The organism is Bacteroides sp. D55t1_190419_B8 (assembly GCF_015558905.1).
GTDB lineage: Bacteria > Bacteroidota > Bacteroidia > Bacteroidales > Bacteroidaceae > Bacteroides > Bacteroides vicugnae.
The window spans coordinates 466,386-492,365 of the sequence record NZ_JADMOU010000001.1; the positions used below are offsets into that span (position 1 = coordinate 466,386).

The 25,980-nt window shown below is 43.0% G+C and carries 17 protein-coding genes and 1 tRNA gene; 10 read left to right on the plus strand and 8 right to left on the minus strand.

What is annotated here, in order from left to right:
* The 4 genes from I2I13_RS01560 to I2I13_RS01575 all read right to left on the minus strand — a co-directional run bounded on the left by I2I13_RS01560 (position 1) and on the right by I2I13_RS01575 (position 10,519).
* Positions 1 to 1,068: a DUF1573 domain-containing protein gene (locus tag I2I13_RS01560; RefSeq protein ID WP_195648573.1), complete on the minus strand. Its 1,068-nt coding sequence runs from the start codon at positions 1,066 to 1,068 to the stop codon at positions 1 to 3.
* 236 nt (positions 1,069 to 1,304) lie between these two features.
* Positions 1,305 to 7,037 (minus strand): alpha-2-macroglobulin family protein, encoded by a 5,733-nt coding sequence (locus tag I2I13_RS01565; protein ID WP_195648574.1) that lies wholly within the window; start codon positions 7,035 to 7,037, stop codon positions 1,305 to 1,307.
* Between the two features lie 916 nt (positions 7,038 to 7,953).
* Positions 7,954 to 9,411: an aminoacyl-histidine dipeptidase gene (locus I2I13_RS01570; RefSeq protein WP_074556838.1), complete on the minus strand. Its 1,458-nt coding sequence runs from the start codon at positions 9,409 to 9,411 to the stop codon at positions 7,954 to 7,956.
* A 121-nt stretch (positions 9,412 to 9,532) separates the two neighbouring features.
* Positions 9,533 to 10,519: a lysylphosphatidylglycerol synthase transmembrane domain-containing protein gene (locus tag I2I13_RS01575; RefSeq protein WP_074556839.1), complete on the minus strand. Its 987-nt coding sequence runs from the start codon at positions 10,517 to 10,519 to the stop codon at positions 9,533 to 9,535.
* 70 nt (positions 10,520 to 10,589) lie between these two features.
* Between I2I13_RS01575 and rsmA the strand changes: the two genes are divergently transcribed.
* From rsmA to I2I13_RS01590, 3 genes are all read left to right on the plus strand, one after another.
* Positions 10,590 to 11,411 carry a 16S rRNA (adenine(1518)-N(6)/adenine(1519)-N(6))-dimethyltransferase RsmA gene (gene rsmA, locus I2I13_RS01580; RefSeq protein WP_148366455.1) on the plus strand — a complete coding sequence of 274 codons (822 nt, stop codon included), beginning with the start codon at positions 10,590 to 10,592 and terminating at the stop codon, positions 11,409 to 11,411.
* A gap of 40 nt (positions 11,412 to 11,451) precedes the next feature.
* Positions 11,452 to 12,792: a magnesium transporter gene (gene mgtE, locus I2I13_RS01585; RefSeq protein ID WP_099146489.1), complete on the plus strand. Its 1,341-nt coding sequence runs from the start codon at positions 11,452 to 11,454 to the stop codon at positions 12,790 to 12,792.
* Positions 12,793 to 12,877: 85 nt separating this feature from the next.
* Positions 12,878 to 14,731 (plus strand): DUF349 domain-containing protein, encoded by a 1,854-nt coding sequence (locus I2I13_RS01590; RefSeq protein ID WP_148366456.1) that lies wholly within the window; start codon positions 12,878 to 12,880, stop codon positions 14,729 to 14,731.
* Positions 14,732 to 14,973: 242 nt separating this feature from the next.
* On the opposite strand, the gene I2I13_RS01595 is transcribed toward I2I13_RS01590, so the two are convergent.
* Positions 14,974 to 15,044: transfer RNA gene (locus I2I13_RS01595), tRNA-Gln, on the minus strand.
* A gap of 265 nt (positions 15,045 to 15,309) precedes the next feature.
* Between I2I13_RS01595 and rsfS the strand changes: the two genes are divergently transcribed.
* From rsfS to I2I13_RS01610, 3 genes are read left to right on the plus strand one after another with little or no spacing between them, the layout of a single operon-like run.
* Positions 15,310 to 15,669 carry a ribosome silencing factor gene (gene rsfS, locus I2I13_RS01600; protein WP_195648575.1) on the plus strand — a complete coding sequence of 120 codons (360 nt, stop codon included), beginning with the start codon at positions 15,310 to 15,312 and terminating at the stop codon, positions 15,667 to 15,669.
* Positions 15,670 to 15,678: 9 nt separating this feature from the next.
* Positions 15,679 to 17,829 carry an ATP-dependent zinc metalloprotease FtsH gene (ftsH, locus tag I2I13_RS01605; RefSeq protein WP_148366458.1) on the plus strand — a complete coding sequence of 717 codons (2,151 nt, stop codon included), beginning with the start codon at positions 15,679 to 15,681 and terminating at the stop codon, positions 17,827 to 17,829.
* Positions 17,830 to 17,845: 16 nt separating this feature from the next.
* On the plus strand, positions 17,846 to 18,694 hold the full coding sequence (locus tag I2I13_RS01610; RefSeq protein WP_195358420.1) for a phosphatidate cytidylyltransferase: 849 nt from the start codon (positions 17,846 to 17,848) through the stop codon (positions 18,692 to 18,694).
* Between the two features lie 102 nt (positions 18,695 to 18,796).
* Here the strand turns inward: I2I13_RS01610 and I2I13_RS01615 are convergent, their stop codons facing one another.
* The 3 genes from I2I13_RS01615 to surE all read right to left on the minus strand — a co-directional run bounded on the left by I2I13_RS01615 (position 18,797) and on the right by surE (position 21,720).
* Positions 18,797 to 19,579, minus strand: a complete 783-nt coding sequence (locus tag I2I13_RS01615) for a NigD-like protein (RefSeq protein WP_148366460.1) — start codon at positions 19,577 to 19,579, stop codon at positions 18,797 to 18,799.
* Between the two features lie 93 nt (positions 19,580 to 19,672).
* Positions 19,673 to 20,809: a lipid-A-disaccharide synthase gene (lpxB, locus tag I2I13_RS01620; RefSeq protein WP_195648576.1), complete on the minus strand. Its 1,137-nt coding sequence runs from the start codon at positions 20,807 to 20,809 to the stop codon at positions 19,673 to 19,675.
* Between the two features lie 143 nt (positions 20,810 to 20,952).
* Positions 20,953 to 21,720, minus strand: a complete 768-nt coding sequence (gene surE, locus I2I13_RS01625) for a 5'/3'-nucleotidase SurE (RefSeq protein ID WP_148366462.1) — start codon at positions 21,718 to 21,720, stop codon at positions 20,953 to 20,955.
* 357 nt (positions 21,721 to 22,077) lie between these two features.
* Between surE and I2I13_RS01630 the strand changes: the two genes are divergently transcribed.
* The 4 genes from I2I13_RS01630 to I2I13_RS01645 are packed head-to-tail and all read left to right on the plus strand — an operon-like array spanning position 22,078 to position 25,961.
* The gene (locus tag I2I13_RS01630; protein ID WP_122135576.1) at positions 22,078 to 22,842 is read left to right on the plus strand and encodes a ParA family protein; all 765 of its coding nucleotides are present in this window, start codon (positions 22,078 to 22,080) and stop codon (positions 22,840 to 22,842) included.
* A gap of 11 nt (positions 22,843 to 22,853) precedes the next feature.
* Entirely contained in the window at positions 22,854 to 23,744 is an 891-nt protein-coding gene (locus tag I2I13_RS01635) for a ParB/RepB/Spo0J family partition protein (protein ID WP_009000352.1), read from the plus strand.
* On the plus strand, positions 23,745 to 24,632 hold the full coding sequence (locus I2I13_RS01640) for a DUF5683 domain-containing protein (protein WP_195648577.1): 888 nt from the start codon (positions 23,745 to 23,747) through the stop codon (positions 24,630 to 24,632).
* A 33-nt stretch (positions 24,633 to 24,665) separates the two neighbouring features.
* Entirely contained in the window at positions 24,666 to 25,961 is a 1,296-nt protein-coding gene (locus I2I13_RS01645) for a lytic transglycosylase domain-containing protein (RefSeq protein ID WP_074638096.1), read from the plus strand.
* The last annotated feature ends 19 nt before the right edge of the window (positions 25,962 to 25,980 follow it).

Sequence of the window (25,980 nt, forward strand, 5' to 3'; positions counted from 1 at the left end):
TTAGCGTTTGATATTGATTTCGACTTTCGGGCGTAGCGGATCATTCGTTATCATCAAGATACGTAAATGATGTTTCTTATTACCTACGTCACGCTTACGAATGGTCACTTTAAGTTTCGTCATTCCATCCGGGGGAAGCACTGTCTTTTTCAGGCTCACTCCTACCGATGAATTAAATACCTGCAACTTACTGATAATTAATGGAGTTTTTCCGGCATTGGCTATCAATATGTCGTGGCTTGCCTTTTTCTTCTTTATCAATGGCACGCTCAGGTCGATGTTCGTTTCAGAAATACGCATGGCAGGAGCGTTCAGAGAATCTTTTTCTGTCATACGTGAGAAGTCGGGAAGAAGAATAGCCGAAACCGGTATTTCATTATCTTCGCTCACCTTATCACCGGAAAAACGGGAAAGGTAAACGGATGTTTGTGTCAATCCATAATCTTTCAGCTGGCTTGCATCCAGCGTCAGTTTAACAGTTCCTTTCTTACCTTTCAACAGCACTTTAGGTTCCGCTTCCATTTTCAGATAAGGAGGCAGGTGCATCAGCACCGGTTCGTAGGGACGATCGGAAAGATTGGCGATGTTGAAAGTCAATGAAGGCTGCTGTCCGCGATAAACATCAGGAAAAGCAAACTCATCACGATCTAAACGGATATTTCCGATGGCATGAGGAAGCAGCTTGGTATAATCTTTAATTTCCTGCACCACTTCGCCGGTAAACTTCAGATAAACCAGACTCGGACTGGCATTGCTATAGATGCCTACTGACTTCTCAAAATGCCCTAACGCCTTGGCATCAAAAGTAGCCTTTACTACTCCCTTTCCTCCGGGAGCAATCGGTTCTTTCGTCCAGTCGGCCACGGCACAGGCACAAGAGGTCGTGACGTTGGTCAGCACCAACGGTTGGTTTCCCGTGTTAGTGATGGTATATTCCACAGCCACCGGACGTTTCCACTCTATTTGTCCGAAGTTATGTGTCTCTTTATTTGAAGAGATACGCGGTTGGGCAACGGCTGCCAAAGCGACAGTAAGCAAAGTTAATATAGATAGTAAACTACGTTTCATGCGATATTTTTTATTTTGGTGCACAAATGTAGGGGTTTTAGATGAGTTTTTCACCACAGATTACACAGATTAACACAGATTGGGAAAAGACTTTACTTAATAGCATTCCTTGTAAGCCCCTGTTTATAAGAAAAAAGTTCCTCACCGAGGAAGGATGCCTTCCTCGGTGAGGAATACCCTCTTCATCGGTGAGGAACGCCTCGCTCATCGGTGAGAATAAAAATCCCCTGCCGGAACTATTTAATAATAATTGTCATCGAAGCAGAATGAGAAGCATATTCCGGTGCATAAGCACACTGCATAGTTGCCAAACCTGTTTCGTAAGTTCCTGCACGACTGACACGGTAGCTATATTCCAACACGTATACACCCTTTCCTAAATGATCGAAGAAGAAATTAGTCGATGCATCTTTGATGTCTACGTAATAGCCAAGCCCGTTGTTCCAACGATAACCGGAAATGCCGCCAATCGGTTCGAAACAAGCGCCCCGCTGATCTTTCAACTGTACAAAGTCCATCGGACGGTCTACGCGGATGCTCAAACGGGAAACGACTTTATCACCTACCTGAAGAACCGTTTTGGCAGTAATAGGTTGCAATTGAGGCACGTTATTCACCGTACGCTCCACATACAACTGTTTCTCAACATTCAGTTCACCGCCCTGTTGTTTCACATCACTCATAGGAGATTCAAATTCTGCATACACAGCTCCCCAGGCAATACCCGGATTTCTCTTTTCCACTTCAATCTTGCGGGCATCCACCACATTCTTCTGTGTGAAAGAACGTTTGATATATCCCAATCCGGGAACAGTCGTTTTACTTGGACTAACAGTTTCCAGCACTTCATCAGCAATCACAATCCGTACATCTCCCTGATTGTCGAGTAAATTAGTACCCTTCATCAACAATGCAAATACCGCATCGGCAGTAGCTACCGGAGAATTCCACTGTTGTGTCTGCTTTTGCTTCAACAACCAAAGTTTCATTTCTTCCACTGTATCGGTATTGCCGCCTGTCTGTTCCAGCGCTTCCATCACATCTACATGAGCCTGCATCTGCATTCCGCCCCATGTATACGGATTCTCGTTGAAAGCAAAGAACATTCCCTGTTCATCTGTCTTCGTCAGATGTTCTTTCAGAGAAGCGACAAACTCCTGCGCTTCCTTCTTGCGTCCGGCTTTATCAAGCACAATGGCGGCAATCGCTTTTGTATCCATCGAAGGAGAAGTCAGCAATTCTCCTACCTTAGAAAGATAATAGGTATAAGCCGCTTTATTGACTGCGGGTACCTGCTCTCCCGAAATAGCGATGAGATACAAATATTGCAGAATACTGCCCGAAACGCCCGTAAACTTCACACCGTCTTTCTGTGCTTTCAGGATTTCCTTATACTCGTCCAAAGCTGATTGATGAAGGTAAGCGAAAGCCTTCTGTTGCAAAGAAAGAGCCGATCCGCTTAATTTCTCACCTGTCAGCATAGCCAGACGGGCATTCAGTTCGGCGATATAGGTAGTTACAGATCGACTGCCGTTCATTCCTTTATACCAGGACCATGCCCCGTTTGAGTTCTGTAACTCCTGCAATCGAGTCAAAGCTGCGATATTATTACTACGGATGTTATTCAAATCAAACAAGGTGGCGATGCGCTCTTTCTGTTGCTCTTCCGTCTGTGCTTCGAGCACCCAGGGAGACTCGGACAAAATGATATTCTTCACTTCCTGATTCTTTTGCAGATTGCCCAAGAACGTTTCTTTCGTACCTCCTTGCAGTTTCCAACTTTCAAATACCGCTTTGATCTTCGGCTGACTGTTCATGATAAACGAGGCCAATGTATTGGCATAGTAGGCAGTAGCCCAGGAAATAGCGTTATTACTTGTCGGAAGACTCAATGAAGGCAATGCCTGAACGGCATACCAAGCCGGGTTTCCTGTAAATTCAACAGTTAGTTTACGATCTGTGGCTGTTTTACTTTGCTGATTGAACAGATGATCGAGTGAGAAAGTACGGGTTTCTTCTCCACGCACTGGCATTGGAAGTGTCTCCACCAAATGCTCTTTATTGCTAAGAACCGGAAGCAACTGTTGTTCTCCATCGCTGAAAGTACCACTGTCGGCAATCATCCGGCATCCCACTATTTCGTATTTATCACTAACGGTAAACTGGAAGTCCACACCCATTGTCTTTCCGGCAGCAAGGCTGAATTTCTGTTTTTGTGTACTGATAACCTTCTCTGTCATCGGGTCAAAAAGGACCAGACTGACCGTTCCGGCTTGCGGCTTACCAGTCATATTAGAGATAGAAGCTGCCAGAGAAGTCTTATCACCCACACGCACAAAACGAGGGAGATTAGGAGTCAGCATAAATTCTTTGCTTGTGGCAGCTTCGCCATCCAATGTTCCCGTCAACATTCCCTTTGTATGAGAATATCCACGGAAGTTCCAACGCGTCAGACTTTCGGGCATCGTGAAAGAGAAAGAGATCTCTCCCTGTTCATTGGTGCGAAGTTGAGGATAGAAGAATGCTGTTTCTGCTAAATTGGTACGCAAGTCGGCAGATGCTTCGGGAAGCATTTCGTTGTCAGATGCCTCATCCGCTTTTTCTTCCATGGGTATCATTTCTGATTGAAATTCAACATTAGTCATGGCATCAGCAGCCATAGCCGATTTCATCTTAGGCGCATTACTCCTTAAAGTTGCAACATCCAATGTCGAAACGCTACCTGTCACCGTCAACTTTCTCGTCGAGCCATATCCTCTCACTATTACTTCACCCATTCCTCCACTATTATAATGGTCCGATAGCATCACAAAATGGTCATACTCCAGTGATGGCACTTTGAGACTCTTCGTATTCCACCAATAATTGAATGAATTATTACCGGAATATCCACTCATCCAATTAGAATATGGAACAATCTGATTATAGTAGATTTGGAAATTCTGTTGCCGATTCCATATTTTATCCAAGGAGGCATCATACATCGTTGCCAGCATTTCCGCATTGGCAGCCTGCCCTTGCGGCGTTTTAATCGTCAGCTTCCATTCTTCCTTTTGTCCCGGACGCAATTTATCACGGAACACTTCCCACTTCATAGCCAGCGTTTTATCAGGAATCCGTTTGGTCAGCCGCACCTGTTCCTGATAAACCTGTCCGTCCCTCACCATACAGAGATTCACAAAGACACCATCCCCATAACTTTCCCGATATGGATACTCGAAACGGACAATTGTATCTGACAAATTCAACGTCTTGCTCTCCAACAATTTATCACCGGAAAATACATTCATCATCACATAAGCATCTTTTTTCGACGTACCGAAACAGAACACGGCCGGATGGGTAGCATCAAATTCCGTATTTGCACCATAGAACCACATCGTCGTTTCTATGGGCGGACGTTTGTCCTCGACAGAGAAAAGAATCGTGTTGGTGTCAGCAGTCACTTCCTTGCCCTGATTGTCTTTCACTGATGCTTTCAGCACATAAGGTCCCGATGGAAGATTCTTCCAGTCGAGCGTCATGTCTTCATTAGAAGTAAAGGTTCCCGTTGCAACCGGTTTCTCTTCCAGCTGCTTAAAGTCCTTGTCTTTGGCAGGGTACAAGTAATAATCCCCCTTCACCTCCACAGGTTGTCCATTCAGGTTCTGTACTTTAAATATTGTTTCGAAGGGTTGATCCTTGCAAGTCTTATCTTGCAATTCCACCTGCAAAACCAACGAACGGTTTCCTGCCGAAATCACGTCCGTAGAAGATTGTGTTTCACCTGCCACGTTGGTAACAGTGGCCTCAATGGAATAACGATAATATACCTTATCGTTATTTTTATAAGAGTCACTTTCCTGCAGACGAACCGGTATCGTAAATTCTCCATTCTCATTGGCCATCACTTCACCGGAAGCAATCTGCACAGATTCCGCAAACCGCCAAAGGCTGTATGCAGAACGCTTTACCGTATATTTCACCGGAAGATCCTGAAGCAGCACACCACTATAAGATTGTACCATCCCTTTCACCTGTACCTCATCACCCAGTTTGTAACTTCCTTGTTGCTTTTCGAAAGTGACATCAAATGTCGGACGTTTATAATCTTCTACCCGGATGCTTGTACGGCCTCTTCCCGCTTTCAAAGAAAACATTCCGTTCAGGCAAGCCGAAGGCAATGCAAAATCGGTGGTAAACGAACCAAACTCATTGGTACGTACCGACTTCTGCCCTACTTCCTGATTGTTTACATCCAATAAAGTCACCGTATATTCCTTGTTCGGAAGCACATTCGCCGTATCTGATTGTTGAGAATAAGCAATTCCCTTCACATATACCGTCTGCCCGGGACGATACAAAGAGCGGTCGGTCAATAAAGTCATATTTTCAGTCACTTTATCTTCGTCGCCGTAATATCCGTAACTTCCTGCATAAATGCCTTGTTTCGGCATTGCCGTATCCGTCCCCTTGGAAGCTTTCAGATAGCGGTATTCGGATTTCCAGGGAAATACGACCTTACCCTCTTCGTTTGTCGTAAACTCCTGCAACACTTTTTCGTCATTACTGTACATTGTCACTTTCGCATGGGGAATAGGATGCCCTGTCTGTCCATCCAGCGTCACCACTTGATACTGTTTTTCCGGCAGACGGCACGTCAGCACTTTGAAACGTGTTACATCAAACTTGCTTTCACTATCTCTCTTCGCACTAATATCAGGTATGATACGCATCACGTAAGATCCAAGCTCGGGAGCTTTGAATGTAAACACAGTGTCCTGCGTCCGGTAATCTTTTGGCCGAAGCACAGCGTAATGTTGTTCCTTTATCAGTTTCTTCGCCTGATAAAGACGGACAGTGAAACCATCCAGATTTTTGTGTGAGACCCTCAATTCTATCTCTTCGTTCGGAAAAGCCAAATCGGATGCATAAACATTCAAATAAGGAGCCAATATCTCTTCCCGAAGATTTTTCAAAGCATTGATTCTGCGATAGCCTGGATAAAGGCGGATTGCCTCATCGCAAAGCTGCAATGCATTGAGCTGCTGTTGTTTTCCAATAGCATACCGGGCTTCCGCCAAATAGACTTCGGCACAGATGGGTTCGGAAGCATACTTGCTTTTCAATGTGTTCAAAGCTTTCAGATAAGTATCTTCCGTCAGTACCGGAAGTTCGCCCTGTGCCTGGAGAGGTCGAATATTCCGATCAGCATTCCATCTCCATTCCAGATAGTTAAGTGCTGTCAACACATAACCTTCTTTTAATCCGGCTGCTTTATAAGCGGAAATCATATTTCTATAAATAGCTATTATATCTTGTTTTACCGGATTCACAGTACCGTCATTAGTAATCCTGTTACCCAGTTCTTCCACCCGTTGCAGTGCTTCAATGCTACGGGAAGCCAATAAATGATACATATCATGGTGATAGTATTCGCTCGTTTCTCCCAGTTCTACAAACGGAATATAGTCGCGTGAGGATGTTTTGAGCAGCAATACAGAATCGGCCAATGCCTCCTTTATATTTGTCCGCACTTTTTCGATGAACATATTGGCTGTCCATTCACGTATATCGGTGGCAGGTGTCTGGTCTACAATTTCTGTCCGTTGACGGAGTTGCCACTGGTTACTGGCTGCATAATCTGCATAGATTCCCGCTATCAAAGAGTGTAGGATGGCGCGATCCATTGGTTGGTCAGTCTGTTTCACCCATTGTTCCAGTCCTTTTAAATTAGCATAAAGACTGTCGGGATTCAACATTTCCCGATATTTCATCCGCCACGTATATGCTTTGAGCATTTGTGGTGAGTTTTTCTCTTTTTCCCCTTTCTGATAAATCTCATCAGTCAGTTTTATTACTGTCTTAGGCAAGCTCTTTTTCCCCGCTTGCTCCACTTCTTTCCATAATTTGTCGAAAGTTTGTGCTTGTACTGCCGGAATCACTCCCAACCATAGCAGCACCATCATACAAATCTGCTTTACTTTCATAATCTTTCTAGTTTAAGTTTGATATAAGTCTCACTCTTATAAATAACAAAGTAAGGAAATAAAGTTTAAAGATTTGTACTTTTTAGCTTAAAAAAAGCTTTTATCAAGCTACCAGCCCTATAGCATATTGCATAAACATTAGCCTATTAATCAACTCACTTTGGAATAAAATAAAAAGTCCAAAGGCTGCCACTCCGTTTGTTGTTTAATTGAAAAGTTTATCTTCTGCAATAAGATTAACCTATCTCTTACAAGTTCAAAAATGCAAAAGTATCTTGCACCTTACACTAATCCTGTGATAGTTAATTGATATACAGGATTTGTAGCAGTACAAAAAACAACTTTATGTAAAATTTTAGATATAAAAAATGGGGATATCGTATTTAATAACGTATCCCCACTCTAAACTTAGTTAATGTACTTGTTCTCATTTCTCAATTCTGTACCCCCATGAAAGCATTTCATTACGACCTACTTCACTAAGGATTTTTCTAACTAAAGAACTCATTTTCTTTGCCATAATCTTTAAACCTTTAAAATTACTAATTCCTGAAAACTAAAAAATAAAACTTACTTGTTTGGTTTGGTATTAATTGTTGAATATCCCCAAACATGTACATCGGCTTCGCCGATCTTTCTAAACAATCTTTTTAAACTTTTCATTTTGTTATCCTCCTAATTACATGTTTTACAACACAAAAATACAGCCTTTGTTTATACATTGATCTAAAAAAGAGAGAAATTTATGTTTTATAGCATATTTCTTGATTTGCATCAATTAATTTATTTGTTATACAGCAGAATTGTAATATACGCTGCAATAAATATGACAAAAGGCACAGATGAAATATCATCCGTGCCTTCACTATGGTTACCTATTATATAATAGGAGAATATTTATATAAAGAGAAATACGTTATTTCATTGGAGTTTGCTCCAAAGTTGCCACCAGAAAGTCATAGAACTTCTGTACGGTAGGAATCAACGCTCTTTCGTCCGGCGAATGCGGTGAACGCAAAGTCGGACCAAAAGAAATCATGTCCAATCCCGGAATAATAGCACCGATAATACCACATTCCAAACCAGCGTGAATCACTTTCACTGCAGGTTCTACGCCAAACTGCTGTTTATAGGATGACTTCATCGCATGCAAAATCGGAGAATTTACATTAGGTTGCCAACCGGAATATCCGCCTGTCATCTCTACCTTCATCCCTGCCATAGAGAAACAAGACTCTAAGCTGGTAGTCAGATATTCCTTCATGCTATCGCTTGAACTACGAGCCAAAATCTTAATGGCTGCCTTCCCTTCACCAATCGTAATAATAGCAAGGTTGGAAGACGTTTCTACCGTATCCGGAACAGTAGGGATCATACGTGTCACACCGTTCTGACAAGCAAAGATTGCATCAATCAGATTGTCTTGAATTTCTTCAGGTACTTCACCGGCAGGAAGTTCTACGCGTTCAGCTGTAAAACTGATCGGAGTTTCAATAGCCGAATATTCTTCATTGAACAGGTTTTCGCAGTATTTCACCAAGCCCAGCAGTTCTTCTTCATTTTCAGCCGGAATGGTAATAACCGCATGCGCCTCACGCGGGATAGCATTACGCATATTACCACCTTCCCAGCTAGCCAAACGGGCTTCATAGCTGGCAACCGCTTCACGAACGAAACGAACCAATAACTTATTGGCATTGGCACGCCCTTCATTGATTTCCAATCCCGAATGTCCGCCGCGCAATCCTTTCAAAGTAACTTTCACTGCGATATCTCCTGCTTCGGGAACTACTTCCTTATATTCCAAGGTAGCAGTTACGTCCATACCTCCGGCACAACCGATATACAATTCACCTTCATCTTCCGAGTCCAGATTCAACAGAATTTCACCGTTCAGGGTGCCCGGCTTCAAACCAAATGCACCGTACATACCGGTTTCTTCATCTTTAGTGATAAGAGCTTCCAGAGGACCATGTTTCAGGTCTTTTGCTTCCAGCACGGCCATGATGGCAGCTACTCCCAGTCCGTTGTCCGCACCCAAAGTAGTACCTTTTGCTTTCACCCAGTCACCGTCTATATAAGTTTCAATCGGGTCTTTTTCAAAATCGTGTACGGTATCGTTGTTCTTCTGCGGAACCATATCCATGTGCGCCTGAAGAATTACACCTTTCCGGTTTTCCATACCCGGAGTTGCCGGTTTACGGATAATCACATTACCTGCTTCGTCTACAAAAGACTCCAAGCCCAAGCCTTTTCCGAAACCAAGAAGAAATTCAGTTATTTTTTCCATGTGTCCTGACGGACGAGGAATCTGTGTCAACGAATAAAAATGCTTCCACACATTTTGTGGAGCTAAAGAAAGAATGGTACTCATAATAAATATTTTAAAACGATTTTAAATCTAATAATTAAACAGTGCCAAGTTATGGAAAAGTTTTCAGATGGCAAAGGACGTCAACAAAAACATTTAAGAATACACAGTTTTAGCTAAAATTTCACCCTCGATGTCTATTGGTGAATGGCAGAGCGGCAAATCCATAGATGCCCAACAGAACAACCAGAAAGGTTTGAATACCGTGTACAATCAGGGCAAAGATTCCGGCATCCGTCACATTTACTCCATAAAGCATCATCATAGAAATGATAGCGAAATGCCACGGCCCCGCCCCGTTGGGAGTAGGCACAATCACGGCAAACGTACCGCCCACAAACATGACCAATGCCGCCAGAATACCTAAATGCGCTGTAAAGGCAAAACAATAGAATGTGAAATAGAAATGGAGAAAGTAGCACGTCCAAATAGCCAGTGTATAAAAAATAAAGAGAGGAATGTTACGCACTCCCCTTAAAGACATAATCCCCTCCCATATATTAAGTACAAAGCCTTTCACCCGTTCGTAAAAGAACAGCGTTTTTCTTAAATAATAAAGAAGGATCGCCACACCGATAAAACAGAACAGGATGATATAAAACCATACTGAAGTCAAAAGATGAACAAGAGAGGGTATTTTTGTTCCGGTCTGTTGAAGAAAGGTGACGAAGATAGGTAATTGAAGTAAAACAGTGATGCCTGTAATAAGAAGAATAGTCAACGTATCAACCAGTCGCTCCGTAACGACTGTTCCCAACGACTTGGCAAACGAGACGTTATCATATTTCGCCAAAACCCCGCAACGGCTCACTTCCCCGATCCGGGGAACTACCAGACTGGCAGCATAAGAAATGAAGATAGCATTCACACAATCGCTCTTTTTCGGGAAAGCGTCCAACGGTTCCAGTGTCTGTCTCCACCGCCATCCACGAAAGACTTGTGCGAACACCCCGAACACTAATGAGAAGAGCATCCACCACCAATTTGTACCGTGTAATAACACATCGCCCGCTTTTGTAAAATCAAAGTCGCGATACACCCAGAATAAGATAAAGCCGCCTAAAACAACCGGTAATATCAGTTTCAGTGTCTTTTTTAATAGTTTCTTCATCCTTAATTCTTCATTCTTCATTTAAAAGAATTACCTTTGTCGGCTGCAAAAGTAATTATTTAGTTGGTAAATGAAATTAGTAAAGCCTAAAAAGTTTCTCGGACAGCACTTTCTGAAAGATCTGAAAGTTGCGCAAGATATTGCCGATACTGTCGACACTTTCCCCGAACTGCCTATTTTGGAGGTGGGACCGGGTATGGGAGTATTGACCCAGTTTCTGGTGAAAAAAGACCGGTTGATAAAGGTCGTAGAAGTTGACTATGAGTCGGTTGCCTATCTTCGCGAAGCTTATCCGTCATTGGAGGACCACATCATCGAAGATGACTTTCTGAAAATGAACCTTCACCGGCTATTCGACGGCAAACCTTTCGTACTGACCGGTAATTATCCGTATAACATCTCCAGCCAGATCTTTTTCAAGATGCTGGACAACAAAGATATCGTTCCCTGCTGTACGGGAATGATTCAAAAAGAGGTAGCCGAACGTATTGCAGCCGGACCGGGCAGCAAGACTTACGGCATCCTTAGCGTATTGATTCAGGCTTGGTACAAAGTGGAATACTTATTCACAGTGAGCGAACATGTGTTCAACCCGCCCCCCAAAGTGAAAAGCGCTGTCATCCGCATGACGCGCAACGAGACTAAAGAGTTGGGATGTGATGAGAAACTGTTCAAACAGGTAGTGAAAACGACTTTCAACCAACGACGCAAAACATTGCGCAACTCTATCAAACCTATTTTAGGCAAAGATTGTCCACTCACGGAGGACATATTATTTAATAAACGCCCGGAACAACTATCGGTAGCAGAATTTATAGACCTGACCAATAAAGTGGAAGAAGCATTAAAGACGGCAGGCAACAACCAACAACCGACTGACGGGCAGCAGTGAGCAGAGAACTGGATTTTGTAATAATTTGTAATTGACAACGATGAACGAGGAATACATTGACAACGTTAAACACCTTATTGAGCAAAAAGACGCCGATACGGTAAAAGGGCTTCTCATCGACCTCCATCCGGCCGACATCGCCGAATTGTGCAATGACCTGAATCCGGAAGCGGCCAAGTTCATCTATCGCCTGCTCGACAACGAAATTGCCGCCGACGTACTTGTCGAAATGGACGAAGACGCTCGTAAAGAGCTACTCGAAATGCTCCCTTCGGAGACAATCGCCAAACGCTTCGTTGACTACATGGATACGGACGATGCCGTAGACCTGATGCGTGAACTCGATGAAGATAAGCAGGAAGAGGTTCTTTCGCACATTGAGGACATTGAACAGGCAGGTGACATTGTCGACTTGTTGAAATACGACGAAAATACCGCCGGTGGTTTAATGGGTACGGAAATGGTACTCGTCAACGAGAACTGGAGTATGCCCGAATGTCTGAAAGAGATGCGTCAACAAGCGGAAGAGCTGGACGAAATCTATTATGTATATGTCATCGACGACGACGAACGTCTGCGAGGTATCTTCCCGCTCAAAAAGATGATTACGTCTCCTTCTGTATCCAAGGTGAAACACGTGATGCAGAAAGATCCGATTTCCGTGCATGTAGATACTCCCATTGATGAGGTGGTACAGGCGATTGAAAAGTACGACTTGGTGGCCATCCCCGTCATCGACAGTATCGGCCGGCTTGTAGGACAAATCACCGTCGACGACGTCATGGATGAAGTTCGTGAACAATCGGAACGTGATTATCAGTTGGCATCCGGTCTTTCGCAGGACGTAGAAACAGACGATAATGTATTGAAACAGACCACTGCCCGCCTCCCCTGGTTATTAATCGGTATGATCGGCGGAATCGGGAACTCTATGATATTGGGAAATTTCGATGCTACTTTTGCCGCTCATCCCGAAATGGCACTTTATATCCCGCTGATCGGTGGTACAGGAGGAAATGTCGGAACACAATCTTCGGCAATCATCGTACAAGGCTTGGCAAACAGTTCGCTAGATGCCAAAAACACATTCAAGCAAGTTACCAAGGAAGCAGTAGTAGCATTAATCAATGCCACGATTATCTCCTTATTAGTATACACCTACAACTTTATCCGGTTCGGTGCAACAGCTACGGTGACTTATTCCGTATCCATCAGCCTGTTTGCCGTGGTTATGTTCGCTTCCATTTTCGGAACACTGGTACCAATGACTCTGGAGAAGCTAAAGATTGATCCTGCAATTGCAACAGGACCGTTTATAGCCATTACAAATGACATCATTGGAATGATGTTGTACATGGGAATAACCGTTTTATTGTCATAAAAACACGATAAACAAAAAAAAATAAGCAAAATAGTATGAAGTAATCGTTTTATTTCATTAATTTGTGACCCAAAACTAATATACAATGATGGACGCTCATGACACTAATCAACCCTTGAACCAAGGGGAATTAGAAGAAGAAAAGAAAACAGTCGAGGTTTCTGAAGCTATTACAGAGACTCCGACTGAAGAAGTTACTGCCGAAGTTCAACCTGAAGCAGCCCCTAAACCTGCCACTAAGGAAGATGTACTAAACCAGCTGAAAGAGCTTGCGCAAGATGCCGAAAATGCGAACAAGCAGGAAATTGACAATCTGAAACAATCATTCTACAAGTTACATAATGCCGAGTTGGAAGCTGCTAAGGTACAGTTTACAGACAACGGTGGAAACATTGAAGATTTTGTTGCCCAAGAGGACCCGACAGAGGAAGAATTCAAACGTCTGATGGGGGTTATCAAGGAAAAACGCAGCAGACAGGTTGCTGAGCTGGAACGCCAGAAGGAAGAAAACCTGCAAGTGAAACTTTCCATTATCGAAGAACTGAAAGAATTGGTGGAATCCGGAGATGATGCCAACAAATCTTATACAGAATTCAAGAAGCTGCAACAGCAATGGAATGACACGAAATTGGTACCGCAAGGCAAAGTGAATGAACTTTGGAAAAACTATCAATTATATGTAGAGAAGTTCTACGATTTATTGAAACTGAACAATGAATTCCGTGAATACGACTTCAAAAAGAATCTGGAAATCAAGACGCGCCTCTGCGAAGCTGCTGAAAAGCTGGCTGACGAGGAGGATGTGGTTTCCGCTTTCCACCAACTGCAGAAGTTGCATCAGGAATTCCGCGATACAGGTCCGGTAGCCAAAGAACTGCGTGATGAGATCTGGAATCGGTTCAAAGCCGCTTCTACCGCTGTCAACCGCCGTCATCAGCAGCACTTCGAGTCGCTGAAAGAGGCCGAGCAGCACAATTTGGACCAAAAGACCGTAATCTGCGAAATCGTTGAAGCGATTGAGTATGATGAATTGAAGACATTCTCTGCTTGGGAAAATAAGACTCAGGAAGTGATTGCCCTGCAAAACAAATGGAAAACCATCGGTTTTGCACCTCAAAAGATGAATGTGAAAATCTTCGAACGTTTCCGCCATGCCTGCGATGATTTCTTCAAGAAGAAAGGAGAATTCTTCAAGAGCTTGAAAGAAGGTATGAACGAGAATCTGGAAAAGAAGAAAGCACTCTGCGAAAAAGCGGAAGCTTTGAAAGACAGCACGGACTGGAAAGTTACTGCCGATGCGCTGACCAAACTTCAAAAAGAATGGAAGACCATCGGACCGGTAGCCAAGAAACATTCGGATGCTGTCTGGAAACGTTTCATCACTGCTTGCGACTACTTCTTTGAGCAAAAGAACAAGGCTACTTCTTCACAACGCTCTGTCGAAACAGAGAATATGGAAAAGAAGAAAGCATTGATTGAAAAGTTATCCGCTATCGATGAGAACATGGATACTGAAGAAGCGAGCAATCTGGTTCGGGATTTGATGAAGGAATGGAATTCTATCGGTCACGTGCCGTTCAAAGAAAAAGATAAGCTATACAAGCAATATCACGGACTGATCGATCAGTTATTCGACCGTTTCAATATCAATGCTTCCAACAAGAAGTTAAGCAACTTCCGTTCGAACATCAGCAATATCCAGGGAGGCGGAACTCAATCTTTATATAGAGAACGTGAGAAACTAGTGCGCACTTATGAGAATATGAAGAACGAACTTCAGACTTATGAGAACAATCTGGGCTTCCTGACTTCTACTTCCAAGAAAGGCAGCAGCTTGTTGACTGAACTAAACCGCAAGGTAGACAAGCTGAAAGCAGACTTGGAACTAGTATTACAAAAAATTAAAGTAATCGACGAATCAATTAAAGCAGAAGAATAATCCTCTGCCCGATTTAGAGAAATAAGAGAAACCGGTTTTATGCTCGCTTGAGCAATAAAACCGGTTTCTCTTTTCTAGCAAACAAGCTTATACAGCCTTTAAGGATTTATTTCTTAAACATCAACCCCACGGCTTCTTTTCACAGCAAATATGTGTTTCTTCTGACTATAAATGTCAGAAAACAATAAAACCCTGCAAGATTTAATTCTTAGCAGGGTTCTATCTAAATTAACGTTGATTTGTTGGGCTACCTGGATTCGAACCAGGAATGACAGGACCAGAATCTGTAGTGTTACCATTACACCATAGCCCAATGATTTTCGTTTGCGGGTGCAAAGATACAAATATTTTGGGAATTCAAAACAATTCTGATATTTTTTTTTGCAAAAATGTCCAAATAAGCTTTCTAAACAAAAGTATCTCCACTAAAAAACACAAAAATTGAGGGATAACTTTCTTGTATCCAATAAATCAGCGTATATTTGTCAAAAATATCACGTTTATAATCAGAAACAAAGGGTTGCCTTTTTTTGTTATAAACAAATAGAGAACATAAATTATTAATCTCAATTACAGGAATGAACGATACTAAAGTATTAATTGAAAAAATAAAAGAAGGAATTCAAGAGAAAAAAGGTAAAAAGATAATCGTTGCCGATTTAACCAGCATAGAAGATACCATCTGTAAATATTTCGTTATCTGTCAGGGAAATTCTCCTAGTCAAGTGAGTGCCATTGTAGATTCAATCAAGGAATTTACACGCAAAGGTGCGGATAGCAAACCTTATGCAATCGATGGGCTCCGGAATGCAGAATGGGTGGCAATGGACTATGCCGACGTACTGGTACACATCTTTTTGCCGGAAGTAAGAGCTTTTTATAATCTTGAACACCTTTGGGCAGATGCCAAACTCACTCAAATCCCCGATCTAGACTAATTAATGATTATGGACAATAATAATAGCAATAATAACAATAGCAATAAACCTAACAATAAGGTTAATATGCCTAAGTTCAACCTGAACTGGATGTATATGATTATTGCCCTTATGCTTCTCGGCCTCTGGTGGGGCAGTGATTCAAAGGGAGCTGGAAGCAAAGCTGTAACTTACAGTGAGTTTCAGGACTACGTAAAAAAGGGCTATGTAAGCAAAGTATTGGGTTATGAAGATAAGTCAATCGAAGCTTTTCTTAAACCGACTGCTGTAGGAGCTGTTTTTGGAGCAGATTCTACCAAAGTAGGACGTAACCCTATCATTACAAGTAGAACGCCATCTACCGATAAACTGGAAGAGTTTTTGCAGGCAGAAAAGGAAGCCGGTCATTTTGACGGCTCTTCTGACTATCCGCCCAAATCGGATATTTTCCCCGCAATCCTGATTCAGATACTCCCGCTTGTCTTGCTTGTAGCGTTATGGATCTTCTTCATGCGCCGTATGAGCGGAGGTGGCAGTGGTGGCCCCGGTGGTGTATTTAACGTAGGAAAATCAAAAGCCCAGCTTTTTGAAAAAGGCGGAGCCATCAAGATTACATTTAAGGATGTAGCGGGTTTGGCAGAAGCTAAACAAGAAATAGAGGAAATAGTAGAGTTCTTGAAGGAACCGCAGAAATATACGGATTTGGGAGGTAAGATCCCTAAGGGAGCATTGCTGGTAGGCCCTCCGGGAACCGGTAAAACTTTGCTTGCCAAAGCTGTGGCGGGTGAAGCTAATGTTCCTTTTTTCTCACTGGCAGGTTCTGACTTCGTGGAAATGTTTGTGGGTGTAGGTGCATCCCGTGTTCGCGACTTGTTTAAACAGGCTAAAGAAAAAGCTCCCTGTATCGTCTTTATCGATGAGATTGATGCCGTAGGACGTGCTCGTGGCAAGAATCCTGCAATGGGAGGAAATGACGAACGTGAAAATACATTGAACCAGTTATTGACAGAGATGGACGGTTTCGGTTCCAACAGCGGTGTGATTATCCTCGCTGCTACTAACCGTGTAGACGTACTTGATAAAGCGTTGCTCCGTGCAGGACGTTTTGACCGTCAGATACATGTGGATCTGCCTGACTTGAATGAACGTAAAGAAGTATTTGGTGTGCATTTGCGCCCGATCAAAATAGACGATAGTGTTGATGTAGACTTGCTGGCTCGCCAAACTCCGGGATTCTCGGGTGCGGATATCGCCAATGTCTGCAATGAAGCTGCACTGATTGCTGCCCGCCACGGAAAGAAATTTGTAGGCAAGCAAGACTTTCTGGATGCGGTAGACCGTATCATCGGTGGTCTGGAAAAGAAAACCAAGATTACTACGGAAGCTGAAAGACGTTCCATCGCTTTGCATGAAGCAGGACACGCCTCTATCTCCTGGTTATTGGAATATGCCAATCCGTTGATTAAGGTAACTATCGTTCCCCGCGGACGTGCATTGGGAGCTGCCTGGTATCTGCCGGAAGAACGTCAGATTACTACTAAGGAGCAGATGTTGGATGAAATGTGCGCCACTTTAGGAGGACGCGCCGCTGAAGATTTATTCCTTGGCCGCATTTCAACTGGTGCCATGAACGACTTGGAAAGAGTGACCAAACAGGCATATGGTATGATTGCTTATTTAGGTATGAGCGACAAGCTGCCGAATTTATGTTATTACAACAACGATGAATATTCTTTCAATCGTCCATACAGCGAAAAGACAGCCGAACTAATTGACGAAGAGGTAAAGAGAATGGTGAACGAACAGTATGAACGCGCCAAGAGAATTCTGTCAGAGCATAAAGAAGGTCACAACGAACTGACACAATTACTGATTGACAAAGAGGTAATCTTCGCAGAAGACGTTGAACGTATCTTCGGCAAACGCCCCTGGGCTTCGCGTTCGGAAGAAATCATGGCTGCTAAAGAAAGCCAGGATGCTGCAAGAGCTGAAAGGGAACTTGCCCAAAAGCTGAAAGAAGAAGAAAAAGAAATCAAAGAAGAGGAAGCTGAAAATACTGCAGAGGAACAAGCACCCATTGACACCAAAGTTGCCGCAGCGGGTAACAAGGTTACAGTGGAAGGCAAAGTTACCGTAGAGGGTAAGTCTAATGGAGAAGAACAAGCTAACGAGTCCAACTAATTAAAACGAATAGATTTTGATTAATAATTTCATAAAACGAGCTATTACAGGTGTACTCTTCGTTGCCATCTTGGTAGGGTGCATCCTTTATGATGCATTCAGTTTTGGCATTCTGTTCACCGCTATCAGTGCACTGACTATTTATGAGTTTGCACAGCTGGTAAATATGCGCGCAGAAGGAGTCAAGATAAACAAAACCATTAATATGCTCGGCGGGGCTTATTTATTCCTCGCAATCATGGGATTCTGCATTGATGCAGCCGATTCGAAAATATTCATCCCGTATGTGCTTTTATTGCTTTACATGATGATTAGCGAATTGTATCTGAAAAAGGAGAACCCGGTACTTAACTGGGCTTATTCGATGCTTAGCCAACTTTATATCGGCCTGCCTTTTGCTTTGCTAAATGTATTGGCTTTCCATAACGACCCAGCGTCGGAATTCAGTAGCATAAGCTATAATCCGATTCTACCGTTATCCATCTTTATTTTCCTTTGGCTGAATGACACGGGTGCTTATTGCATCGGTTCACTGATAGGCAAACACCGACTCTTTGAACGCATCTCCCCGAAAAAATCATGGGAAGGTTCTATCGGCGGCGGAGTTGTAGCAATCGGAGTATCTTTTATACTTGCTCACTACTTCCCATTTATGTCAATGATTGAATGGGCAGGACTGGCATTGGTAGTGGTTATATTTGGCACATGGGGCGACCTGACGGAGTCATTGCTAAAACGCCAATTGCACGTAAAGGATTCGGGAAATATCCTTCCGGGACATGGAGGGATGCTCGACCGGTTTGACAGTTCTTTGATGGCTATACCGGCAGCAGTCGTTTATCTATATGCATTAACGTGGTTCTAACAGGAGTTTTTCTCATCAATTAGAATTGCACACAATACAAAAGGTCGGGAACTTCGATAGAAGTATCCCGACCTTTTTCACACACAGTAAATCATAGTTAGGTTATCGGATCGAAGAAGTGGAGTGTACATCCTTCGCAGCTTCCGGCACACCTACCGGATGATCCAGATCAAGAACGATCACTCTTCCTTCTCCATGTTCTCTTGAATTTATAGTCACTTTAAAACCTTTCATTGTTGATTCAGAATCTTTCTCCGTTGGGAAGAACTTTTCCAGATTATAAGAAACTCGTCCCCATCCCCAATAATCGGTTACATCTTCATACGTATTATAACGCAGTTCCAAATGTACGTAACCATCTTCAGCCACATTCAATGTTCCCGGTTCTGACGGTTCTCCCGTTTCTATCTTATTTTGCACAAGACTGATACGATGTTTCTCCGAGCGAGGCAGTTCCTGACGAAAAATTACATTCAGGAATTTTCCTCCCAACCACATATCACCCTGATAAATCAGGATAGGATCATTGCCGAATTCCACCGCTTCTTCCTCTGTGGTCATATCTTCTACTTCCTTTGTCAACAATTCCTGTACACCTTCCATCTTCACCTGAACTCCTTTTCCTCCTTCCATGTCATACAAAGGATTGAAAAAAGCCACTACACGTTCACCGTCCACCGGTTTAAACCAAGGTATGGAAGTAGCAACCGGATCAATCAATCCCCAACGATCACCTTCCAAATAATAGCCTCCTCCACCGGTTGCACGAACGGTCGCCCAGTCCCAGCTAAAGTCTCCGATAGAATAGCCATCATCATCACATGATTGCAACATTGGCACTAATGCCAATAACAACATTCCTAAAAGCCACTTAAATTTTTTCATATCTTTTTTCCTTTCTTTTTTAGTCTTCTGCTTAATAAATAAAAAAGCCGTGCAATTACTGCATCGGCTTTACGTTTATTCAGAAAAAGAAAGTTATTTTTTCAACAAATGCAGCATTTCACGAGCTGCACGACGGGGAGCACCGGCAGGTCCCAACCGTTCAGCCATATATTCATATCCCGAAAGCATTTCATTTCTATATGCTTCATTTCCAATGATATTTTTCAATTCACTCTGCATATTCTTCACGGTCATCGTATCCGCCACCAGCTCTTTTACCACTTCACGGTCGGCAATCAAATTAACCAACGAAATAAATTTCACGGTCAAGATATGACGCCGCAAGAAGGAAACTATTTTCCCTATCGGAGTGTGATAACAAACGACTTGGGGAACACGGAACAATGCCGTCTCAAGAGTAGCCGTGCCTGAAGTGACCAAAGCCACATCTGCGTGTTGCAACAAACGATAGGTTTGATCGAAAATGATTTTCACTTTCGCCTCTCCTACATATTTTTTATAATATTCGGGAGCAATGGCAGGAGCACCCGCCAGAACAAGCTGATAATCAGGAAAAGCAGAAGCCGCCTTCAACATATCCGGCAGATTATCTTTGATTTCCTGTTTCCGGCTACCTGCAAGAAGAGCTATTATCGGTTTATCTTCCAGTTGATTCTCCGCAATAAACAAATCCTTATTTTTCGGATGAGCTTCCTGATAGGCCACCACCTCATCCACGGTAGGATTTCCAACATAGTGGATGGGATATTGATGCTTTCCTTCGAAGAACTCTACTTCAAAAGGAAGAATGGAAAAAAGTTCGTCTACATCTCGTTTTATATTCTTAATGCGATACTCTTTCCACGCCCATATCTTCGGAGAAATATAATAATAAACCGGAATCTGTGTCTTTGCATGGACAAACTTGGCTATATCCAGATTGAATCCCGGATAGTCCACCAGAATAACAACATCCGGTTGCCAGGAAACAATGTCTTCTTTACAACGCTTCATATTTGCAAAGATAGTGCGCAGATGGAGCAACACGGGAATAAACCCCATGTACGCTAGTTCTTTATAATGTTTCACCATCGTTCCTCCAACGGCAGCCATCAAATCACCTCCGAAAAACCGGAAATCAGCCTGCGGATCTTCGGCCTTTAAGGCAGCCATCAGATGAGAAGCGTGCAAGTCGCCGGAAGCTTCGCCGACAATCAAATAATACTTCATAATAGTTGATAGGTGATAGGGGATAAATGATAGGTGATAGGGGATAAATGATAGGTGAAAATTAAAACATGACAACCACTAAGTCGTGTCTTGTAACCGATTCTCAACTCAACATCTATCGCTTATCACCTATCATTTATCAACTAATTAAACCATTTGTTAAGTTCATCCATAAAGTGATAAGCTGTCACATCAACCGTGGTCGGAGTGATAGCAACATAGCCATTTGCCAAAGCCCAATGATCATTCTTCTCATTTTCAAGCTCGTGGTCGGTAAATTCGCCGGTCAACCAGAAATAATTCGGATCGTTCAGACGGGGACAGGCAGCCCATTCGTTCGTCCAACGACCTTTTGCCTGTTCACAGATTTTGATTCCTTTGATATCGGTTGTATTCGGGAAATTTACGTTCAGGCAGGTCAAAGGAGGAAGTCCTTTTTCCAGTACCATGGCGGCAATACTGCGAATATAAGGTCCAGCAGCTTCAAAATCGGCATCAGGTTCATGATTACACAAAGAGAAGCCAATAGAAGGGATTCCATTCAAACAACCTTCGAACACCACTCCCATCGTGCCGGAATAATGCACGTTAGTGGCGGAGTTATCCCCATGATTGATACCACCGACTACCAAGTCCGGTGTCCGGTCGAGCACTGTGTTCCGTGCCAATTTGATACAATCGGTCGGCGTTCCCGAACATTTATAAACAGTTAAACCTACCTCTTTCTTTACTAACTGGTAATGAACAGGCTGCGTCACCGTCAGCGCACAACCACTGCCCGAACGCGGAGCATCAGGTGCCATTACCACAATATCTCCCAAAGGGCGAAGAAACTTCACCAGTTCATTAATCCCTTTAGCCATCACGCCATCGTCATTTGAAACAAGTATCAACGGCTTTTCATTTTCCATATCTTCAATCCTTTCCTTTTTTATATTCGCACAAAAGTAACAAAAAGAAGCCGTACCGCCAAACACCTCCCTGCATCAGATCGAAAAGTCTCTTTCCACCCCATTCCTACCCGTTTACAAATCTTAATCTTCTGCAAGCGAGCAAAAAAAGAAATAGATATCCAATATAAATATGTATATTTGCAAGCTCGTTAAAGAGAAAAGTAGATGATGCAACCTGTTGAAGTTTTGTAACCGTTTCGTCCGACAGTTATTAACAAAACAGGCGACTTATCAACAGAAATTGCAAAGTTTCTCTTTTTTCGTAGGCGCTCTAAGGATTTATCACTTATTTCGCTGCCAATAAATTTAGAGAATATGGGAAAAATTATTGCTTTGGCCAATCAAAAGGGTGGTGTAGGAAAAACAACGACTACGATTAACCTCGCAGCTTCACTTGCTACACTGGAAAAAAAGGTACTCGTGATAGATGCCGACCCGCAAGCTAATGCCTCTTCCGGTCTGGGAGTAGACATCAAGCAGTCGGAATGCACTATCTATGAGTGTATTATTGACAGAGCCAACGTACAGGACGCTATCCTTGACACGGAGATTGATTCTTTGAAAGTGATCTCTTCGCACATCAATCTTGTAGGGGCAGAGATTGAAATGCTGAACCTCCCAAACCGAGAAAAGATACTGAAGGAAGTACTCACTCCTTTGAAAAAAGAATATGACTATATTCTGATAGACTGTTCTCCTTCATTAGGACTAATCACGATCAACGCCCTAACGGCAGCGGACTCGGTGATTATTCCCGTTCAAGCTGAATATTTCGCTCTTGAAGGTATCAGCAAACTATTGAATACCATTAAAATCATCAAGTCGAAACTGAATCCGGCTTTAGAGATCGAAGGTTTCCTGCTGACGATGTATGATTCTCGTCTGCGTCAGGCTAATCAGATCTATGACGAAGTGAAACGGCATTTTCAAGAACTGGTGTTCAATACCGTTGTTCAACGAAATGTAAAATTGAGCGAGGCTCCCAGCTACGGTGTTCCGACCATCCTTTACGATGCGGAATCTACCGGTGCCAAGAACCACTTGGCTCTTGCTAAAGAGATTATCAACCGAAATAAATAAAAGAAGAAGATATGGCAACACAAAAAAGAAATGCATTAGGACGCGGTTTAGACGCCTTGCTCTCAATGGATGATGTGAAAACCGAAGGGTCTTCTTCCATTAATGAAATAGAGCTGGCAAAGATTACTGTCAATCCTAACCAGCCCCGCCGTGAGTTTGACGAAACAGCGTTGCAGGAACTGGCTGATTCCATTGCGGAAATCGGTATCATCCAACCTATTACTTTACGCAAACTCTCGGACGATGAATATCAGATCATCGCGGGAGAACGTCGTTATCGCGCTTCACAAAGAGCAGGCTTGAAAACAATCCCTGCTTATATACGCACCGCCGACGACGAAAACATGATGGAAATGGCGCTGATTGAAAATATCCAGCGTGAAGACCTGAATGCCGTAGAAATCGCACTTGCCTACCAGCATCTGCTCGATCAGTATGAACTGACACAGGAACGTCTTAGCGAACGTATCGGAAAGAAAAGAACGACAATCGCCAACTACCTGCGTTTACTAAAATTGCCGGCTCCCATACAGATGGCCCTGCAAAACAAGCAGTTGGACATGGGACATGCCCGTGCGCTGATTTCATTAGGCGACCCGAAACTACAAGTTAAAATATTCGAAGAAATACAAGAGCACGGATATTCAGTCCGCAAAGTAGAAGAAATTGTTAAATCATTAAGCGAAGGAGAAGCGGTGAAAAGCGGTACGCGGAAAATAACACCGAAACGTGCCAAACTTCCCGAAGAGTTCAACTTATTGAAGCAACAACTCTCTGGCTTTTTCAACACCAAGGTACAACTCACCTGCTCTGAAAAGGGAAAGGGAAAGATCAGTATTCCTTTCGGTAACGAGGAGGAACTGGAACGTATCATGGAAATCTTCGATACGCTAAAGAAGTAAATGACAAGAAAAAGTAAGAAATATCAGTTACTAGTCAGCGCCCTGCTTCTCTGTTTTTTACAGGTGGCAGGGATTGATGTGTATGCACAGTCCACTGTTACTCCAGTACGGAAAGATACAACAATCATACAGCGTGAAGCACCGAAAGCCCGTGCACGAAGGCATCGCGAACCGATTGCACAGGATTCGACAAGACAGGATTCTATCCGGATCATACCCTCCAAAGAACTTCCGGCCATCGACAGCTTATCAGCTGCCAAGATACAGATAGCAGACAGTCTGGACGCAGCCAACAAGAAAGAGCTGAAAAAGATAGAACAGCCGTCATCGATTATTGTAAAGACCGACAGTGTACCGCCAACGACTCAAGATATTAACAAGAAGATATTTATCCCGAATCCGACCAAAGCTACCTGGTTGGCAGTCGTATTCCCCGGTGGAGGACAAATTTACAATCGTAAATACTGGAAACTACCTATTATATATGGAGGGTTTGCAGGTTGTGCCTACGCGTTAAGCTGGAACGGCAAGATGTACAAAGACTATTCGCAAGCCTATCTGGATATCATGGACAGCAATCCGAACACCAAAAGTTACGAGGATTTGTTGCCCCCGAACTCCACTTATAATGAGGAGCAGCTGAAAAACACCTTAAAAAGAAGAAAAGATATGTTCCGTCGCTATCGGGACCTTAGTATATTTGCATTTATCGGAGTTTACCTGATCTCTATCATCGACGCTTATGTAGATGCAGAGTTATCCAACTTCGATATAACCCCCGACTTGAGCATGAAAGTAGAGCCGGCCGTTATTGATAATAACAACCAGTTCCGCTCCAACAGCTTTAAAAACAAGTCGGTTGGCCTGCAATGCGTATTACGATTTTAAAAACACAATTTAGATTGATCTTATTATTGAAGCATGAAGAAATTAGTTAGCTATTGTTCGATTATTTTTCTTTTACTAGTGGCCACGTCGCAGGTAAAAGCGCAAAGTGTAGATGTAGTGATTCGTGAAAATGGAACTGAACGCAAAGAAAGCATCGACCTGCCTAAAAGTATGACTTATCCACTTGACAGTCTGTTGAATGACTGGAAAGCTAAAAATTATATTGATTTAGGCAAGGATTGCAGTACGGCTGAAATCAATCCTTTATTCAGTGACTCTGTCTATATCGACCGCTTGTCACGCATCCCGGCCATCATGGAAATGCCTTATAATGATATTATCCGCAAATTCATCGATATGTATGCAGGACGCTTGCGCAATCAGGTTTCTTTCATGCTAAGTGCCTGCAACTTCTATATGCCTATTTTTGAAGAAGCACTGGATGCATACGGACTTCCACTGGAACTAAGATATCTGCCGATTATCGAATCTGCGTTGAACCCATCAGCCGTATCACGTGCAGGTGCTTCCGGTCTGTGGCAATTTATGATTGGTACAGGTAAAATTTATGGTTTGGAATCAAACAGCCTGGTAGATGAACGTCGTGACCCGATTAAAGCAACTTGGGCTGCCGCTCGTTATCTCAAAGAAATGTATGATATCTATGGAGACTGGAATCTGGTAATTGCTGCTTATAACTGTGGACCCGGTACAATCAATAAGGCAATCCGCCGTGCCAATGGCGAAACTGATTATTGGAAAATCTACAATTACCTGCCTAAAGAAACGCGTGGTTATGTGCCTGCCTTTATCGCTGCCAACTACGTGATGACTTACTACTGCGACCACAATATCTGCCCGATGGAAACCAATATTCCGGCAAGTACTGACACAGTGCAAGTAAACCAAAATCTACACTTCGAACAAATCGCTGACCTTTGTAATGTACCTCTGGATCAGATCAAGAGTTTGAATCCGCAATATAAGAAGCAAATGATTCCGGGTGACAGCAAACCTTATACGCTAAGACTCCCTATCGACGCGATCAGTACTTTTATCGATAAGCAAGATACGATTTATGCACATCGTGCCGATGAGTTGTTCCGCAACCGCAAAACCGTTGCTGTAAAGGATATTACACCTGCAACCCGTAAAACGACAACAGCAGTTGCCGGTAAGGGGAAACTGACCTATTACACAATAAAAAGTGGAGACACTTTATCCACTATCGCCGGAAAGTATGGCGTCACAATCAAGGATATACAAAGGTGGAATGGAATGTCTAACACTAAAATTGCAGCAGGAAAACGATTGAAAATATACAAATAAATAACTTCCTGCTTGCATC

What these genes read in the sequence shown, in the direction of transcription:
- I2I13_RS01575 (WP_074556839.1), bottom strand. Translation starts at nt 10,519, where the DNA reads ATGAAGAAACTATTAAAAAAGACACTGAAACTGATATTACCGGTTGTT.
- rsmA (WP_148366455.1), top strand. Translation starts at nt 10,590, where the DNA reads ATGAAATTAGTAAAGCCTAAAAAGTTTCTCGGACAGCACTTTCTGAAA.
- I2I13_RS01590 (WP_148366456.1), top strand. Translation starts at nt 12,878, where the DNA reads ATGATGGACGCTCATGACACTAATCAACCCTTGAACCAAGGGGAATTA.
- I2I13_RS01565 (WP_195648574.1), bottom strand. Translation starts at nt 7,037, where the DNA reads ATGAAAGTAAAGCAGATTTGTATGATGGTGCTGCTATGGTTGGGAGTG.
- rsfS (WP_195648575.1), top strand. Translation starts at nt 15,310, where the DNA reads ATGAACGATACTAAAGTATTAATTGAAAAAATAAAAGAAGGAATTCAA.
- lpxB (WP_195648576.1), bottom strand. Translation starts at nt 20,809, where the DNA reads ATGAAGTATTATTTGATTGTCGGCGAAGCTTCCGGCGACTTGCACGCT.
- I2I13_RS01640 (WP_195648577.1), top strand. Translation starts at nt 23,745, where the DNA reads ATGACAAGAAAAAGTAAGAAATATCAGTTACTAGTCAGCGCCCTGCTT.
- mgtE (WP_099146489.1), top strand. Translation starts at nt 11,452, where the DNA reads ATGAACGAGGAATACATTGACAACGTTAAACACCTTATTGAGCAAAAA.
- I2I13_RS01630 (WP_122135576.1), top strand. Translation starts at nt 22,078, where the DNA reads ATGGGAAAAATTATTGCTTTGGCCAATCAAAAGGGTGGTGTAGGAAAA.
- ftsH (WP_148366458.1), top strand. Translation starts at nt 15,679, where the DNA reads ATGGACAATAATAATAGCAATAATAACAATAGCAATAAACCTAACAAT.
- I2I13_RS01645 (WP_074638096.1), top strand. Translation starts at nt 24,666, where the DNA reads ATGAAGAAATTAGTTAGCTATTGTTCGATTATTTTTCTTTTACTAGTG.
- I2I13_RS01570 (WP_074556838.1), bottom strand. Translation starts at nt 9,411, where the DNA reads ATGAGTACCATTCTTTCTTTAGCTCCACAAAATGTGTGGAAGCATTTT.
- I2I13_RS01635 (WP_009000352.1), top strand. Translation starts at nt 22,854, where the DNA reads ATGGCAACACAAAAAAGAAATGCATTAGGACGCGGTTTAGACGCCTTG.
- surE (WP_148366462.1), bottom strand. Translation starts at nt 21,720, where the DNA reads ATGGAAAATGAAAAGCCGTTGATACTTGTTTCAAATGACGATGGCGTG.
- I2I13_RS01560 (WP_195648573.1), bottom strand. Translation starts at nt 1,068, where the DNA reads ATGAAACGTAGTTTACTATCTATATTAACTTTGCTTACTGTCGCTTTG.
- I2I13_RS01615 (WP_148366460.1), bottom strand. Translation starts at nt 19,579, where the DNA reads ATGAAAAAATTTAAGTGGCTTTTAGGAATGTTGTTATTGGCATTAGTG.